Here is a 3,962-nt window from a genome sequence, read left to right as displayed (position 1 = left end):
AGTTCTTCCAAGGGTTTTTGAAAAAGATTTTTATAAAGTATCTTCCGGAAGCGGAACTTATTACGGCCAATAATGGCCGGGATGCTTATGACCTCTATGAGCAAGAGAAGCCTGATTTCATAATCACCGACTTGCTAATGCCGGAAATGAATGGTCAGGAGTTTTTGCAGGTGGTGAAGGAAAGCAACCCGCAAGTTAAGGTAATTATTATTTCGGCGGATATCCAGAAGGCCACCCGGGAGGAAGTTGAGGAAATGGGGGTTTTAGCTTTTTTCAACAAGCCCTTGAATAATGAAAAGGCCGGGGAACTGCTAGCTTTGCTCAAGGAGGGGTCTTATGCTTAATCCCCTGCAGAAGGATGCCCTTACTGAATTGGTAAATGTTTATGTAGGATATGCGGCCAGTCTCCTTTCGGAAATGGTGGGACTAAGGATCTTATTATCAGTACCGCGGGTGGATTTGATTCCCGAATCGGAAATGGAACAGGGTGACCTGCCATTACCGGATATTTTCTCACCGGGGCATATCGTATCTTCTTATGTAAGTTTCGGACAGGATTTTAGAGGCAAGGCATTTCTGGTTTTTCCAGTACAGCAGGCTAAACTATTGGTTAATGCCTGCATAGGAGAGGAACTGCTTCTGGAAGAGGGGGATGCAGTACCGCCGCGTTTTTTAGATACCGACTTTGATGTCCTGAAAGAAATCAGCAATCTTATTCTAAATGCAGTAATAGGAGAATTCGGCAATTTGTTGGAGACCCGGGTGGTGTTCACCGTACCGGAAGTGGAGCTTATCGATGTTACGGAATCAGATCAAAGACTTTTTCTCAAAGATGGGGTTTATATTCTGATATTGCATACTACTTTTACTGTGGCTGAAATACAGGTTCAGGGGGTTATAATGATTGCCTTGAACCTGAACTCCGTTTCCTGTTTGCTCAATAAAATTGATGCGATGCTGGAGGCTTAAGATGTTTAAATTGGCCTATTTAGCTCTGGATAAGGTTAACCAGGGAATAATAATACTGGATAAAGATCTGAAAATAGTTTTTTGGAATGCCTGGTTGGAGCAATATGCGGGAAAAAGTCAAGAAGAAACTATTGGACAAAAGCTGCCACAGCTCTTTTCCGACTTATCCCGTAAACCATGCCTCGATGCCTTTCAGGGGGCGCTTTTTCACCGGCAAAGCCGGTTTTTGTCCGGTGCTCTGCATCATTGTTTTATTCCTCCGGCGGAGGAAATACAAAAAGATGTGCGTCAGAATCTACTGGTAGAACCGCTGGACTATAATGATGAAAAATATATATTGCTGCAGATTTCCGATATGACTGGTCATTACAGCCGGGTTAAGCAGCTTAAACATATGATAAAGGAAATAGACAGCGAATACGAACAGGTGCGGGCGGCAGAAAAGATAAACCGCTTTAAGGCCTTTCATGATGCTCTTACGGGACTGCCTAATCGCTATTTATTTTATGACCGTCTGGATAATGCCATCAGCATGGCGCAGCGTAATAAAGAAATGCTGGCCGTAGTCTTTCTTGATTTGGATGGATTCAAGGAGGTCAATGACAGCTATGGGCACGAAGCGGGTGATTACTTGTTGCAGGCGGTAGCGGAAAGACTGAGGGTATTGTTGCGGGAAAGTGATACCCTGGCCCGTTTGGGTGGGGATGAGTTTCTTTTCATATTTCCCCAGATAAAAAGCGAATCTGATGCCGCTACAATAGCTAAAAAAATACTAACGGCTCTGGCTCATCCCTTTTTGTTCTGGGGCTGGGAACTATATCTGACGGCAAGTATTGGCATCAGCCTTTACCCCAAAGATGCCAGTGATAGCCGCAATCTCATCAACAAAGCGGATTTAGCCATGTACCAGGTAAAGGACAGCGGAAAAAATGATTATCACTTCTATCATTCCGTTACATAACGAGGTAAAATATGTCCCCCGCTTCTTTAAGCGGCCGGTTTCCTATTAACAAAACAGGCGGCGGTTTCTAATCCCCCGGCTCGTTGCAGCGCTGTGTTGAAACTGCTCTGCAGTTTCTTCCGCTGCTTAAAAGCCATATCACCACCCGCTTTAGTCCAAAATATTTTCCCAAACCCGCTGTTCAACTAGCAGTTGCAACAGATCCCCATCCAGCTCCCCATCCTTCACCATAAAGCCCAAAATTTTTAATGCTTGCTCTAGGGGCAGGGCATTTTTATAGGGCCGGTCGGAGGCAGTGAGAGCATCGAATACATCTACCAGGGCCAGAATGCGGCCTTCCAGGGGTATTTGCTCTCCGCTGAGTCCCCGAGGATAACCTCTTCCGTTAAGGTGTTCGTGATGGATGGAGGCGAAAAAAGGGACATCCTGCAATTTTTTGGTAAAGGGTATTTTCTCCAACATTTTTCTCGTTACCACCACATGCTCTTCCATGATTTTTCGCTCCTGCTCAGTCAGGGTACCCTTGGAAACACAGAGGCAATTAAACTCGTTCTCCCGGAGCCAGGGCTGCAGCTTCCCCGAACCATCCCTATAACTCAGCGTTGCTATTTCCTTGAGCTTCTCTACTATTTCCTGGTTGACGAAAGTGGAGGGATGATCGACCTTGATTATAAATTCGCGGCTTTCCTTTATATAGTACTGCTTTTCCTCCCAGGATTTATCCAGTCGTTCCAATTGCTCCCGGTTATCATTGGTATTAATAGATAGAAGGGCTTGCTTTTCTTTGAGGTATTCGGCTTCACTGCTGGCTAAAATATAATCAAAGCGCTGCAAAACTAGCTCCAGCTGGCGTTCAATGCGGGTTGATTTATTCATTACCTCCAGGGGGGTGGCAATCTTGCCTATATCATGCAGCCAGCCGGCCATCTCCAATTGAGTAATTTGCTCTTCACTGAACGATACTTCGGCCCAGTATCCCTGGCTCTGCCGGTTGATGGCCCGGGCTATTTCCCCGGTCAGCAGGGCCACGCGGCGGGTGTGGTTGGCATTGTAAGGGGTGCGGGAGTCGATGGCGGTTGCCATCACCTGAACAAAAGAATTGAACAACTCTTCTATATCGGCTACAAGCTGCATATGGCTTATAGCTATAGCCGCCTGTGAAGCCAGTGAAGTAATTACATTTTCCAAGTAGGGAGCGAAAGGAATCAGTTTCTCGTTTTCATCACGGGCATTTATCAGCTGCAATACCCCTATGACCTCTTCTTCATGATTCTCCAGGGGAATGACCAGCATGGAAAGAGTACGGTAACCGGTACTCTCATCAAAGTTTTTGGGACCGGAAAAGTCGAACTCCTTCGCCTGGTATACATTGGGAATATTGACGCTCTTGTGGGTGATGGCGGCATAAGCGGATACATTTTCCATCTTCAAAGGAACGGGAGGGATGTTAATTCTTTCTCCCTGGCCCCCAAAAAAGGTGTTCATGGATTCATTCTGCATAATCTTGAAACTCAAACAATCATTTTCACAGAGATAAAGGGTTCCGGCATCAGCATGGGTAATCCTCCGGGCTTCGGTAACAATCATTTCCAGAAGACGGTTTTTGTCTTTTTCTGCTGATAGAGCAATGCCAATATTTATTATGTCCTCAATTTGCTCCAGTATCTCGGGGGTATAACTTCTCAAAGAGCAATCACCAATCCTTCACGAGCGGCAATACAGTTGGGAAAACGTGCTTGCGCCTCTTTTTCGATTTTATCCATTTCTTCGTCACTGCGAGCTTTATCATGGTGGAAAAGCACCAGTTTCTTGACCCCGGCAGCTTGAGCTAGTTTGACGCCTTCCTGCCAGGTGGAGTGGCCGTAGCCAAGAAAACGGGGATACTCTTCATCGGTGTAATTGCTGTCATATATCATCAGGTCGGTCTCTTCACAAAAGGCTTTCAGATGCGGATCAACACAGGAGTAGTGTTCTGTATCGGTTATGTAACAGCAGGAGCGGCCATCGTAATCCAGGCGGTAAGCCAGGCTGC

At 46.0% G+C, this 3,962-nt stretch carries 5 protein-coding genes; 3 read left to right on the top strand and 2 right to left on the bottom strand.

The window, feature by feature from the left end; genetic code table 11:
* The 3 genes from PHP87_RS11200 to PHP87_RS11190 form a co-directional block, all read left to right on the top strand.
* Positions 1 to 344 (top strand): response regulator (locus tag PHP87_RS11200; RefSeq protein WP_299921386.1); only part of this gene is annotated, 344 nt, incomplete at its 5' end.
* On the top strand, positions 337 to 969 hold the full coding sequence (locus PHP87_RS11195; RefSeq protein WP_299921384.1) for a chemotaxis protein CheC: 633 nt from the start codon (positions 337 to 339) through the stop codon (positions 967 to 969). The genes PHP87_RS11200 and PHP87_RS11195, both read left to right, overlap by 8 nt.
* 1 nt (position 970) lies before the next feature.
* The gene (locus PHP87_RS11190; protein WP_299921382.1) at positions 971 to 1,930 is read left to right on the top strand and encodes a sensor domain-containing diguanylate cyclase; all 960 of its coding nucleotides are present in this window, start codon (positions 971 to 973) and stop codon (positions 1,928 to 1,930) included.
* Between the two features lie 150 nt (positions 1,931 to 2,080).
* On the opposite strand, the gene PHP87_RS11185 is transcribed toward PHP87_RS11190, so the two are convergent.
* Together PHP87_RS11185 and PHP87_RS11180 are read right to left on the bottom strand one after the other, a co-directional pair.
* Entirely contained in the window at positions 2,081 to 3,616 is a 1,536-nt protein-coding gene (locus PHP87_RS11185; protein WP_299921380.1) for an HD domain-containing phosphohydrolase, read from the bottom strand.
* The coding region (locus PHP87_RS11180) for an MBL fold metallo-hydrolase (protein ID WP_299921378.1) at positions 3,613 to 3,962 on the bottom strand (350 nt) is incomplete at its 5' end. The genes PHP87_RS11180 and PHP87_RS11185, both read right to left, overlap by 4 nt.

Origin of the sequence: Syntrophomonas sp. (genome assembly GCF_028707975.1) — a bacterium.
Classification (GTDB): Bacteria; Bacillota; Syntrophomonadia; order Syntrophomonadales; family Syntrophomonadaceae; genus Syntrophomonas.
The sequence above is the reverse complement of the archived record's forward strand: the minus strand, read 5'-3'. Positions and strand labels throughout refer to the sequence as shown.

Coding starts and splice junctions, on each gene's coding strand:
- PHP87_RS11195 (WP_299921384.1), top strand. CDS start 337: ATGCTTAATCCCCTGCAGAAGGATGCCCTTACTGAATTGGTAAATGTT.
- PHP87_RS11190 (WP_299921382.1), top strand. CDS start 971: ATGTTTAAATTGGCCTATTTAGCTCTGGATAAGGTTAACCAGGGAATA.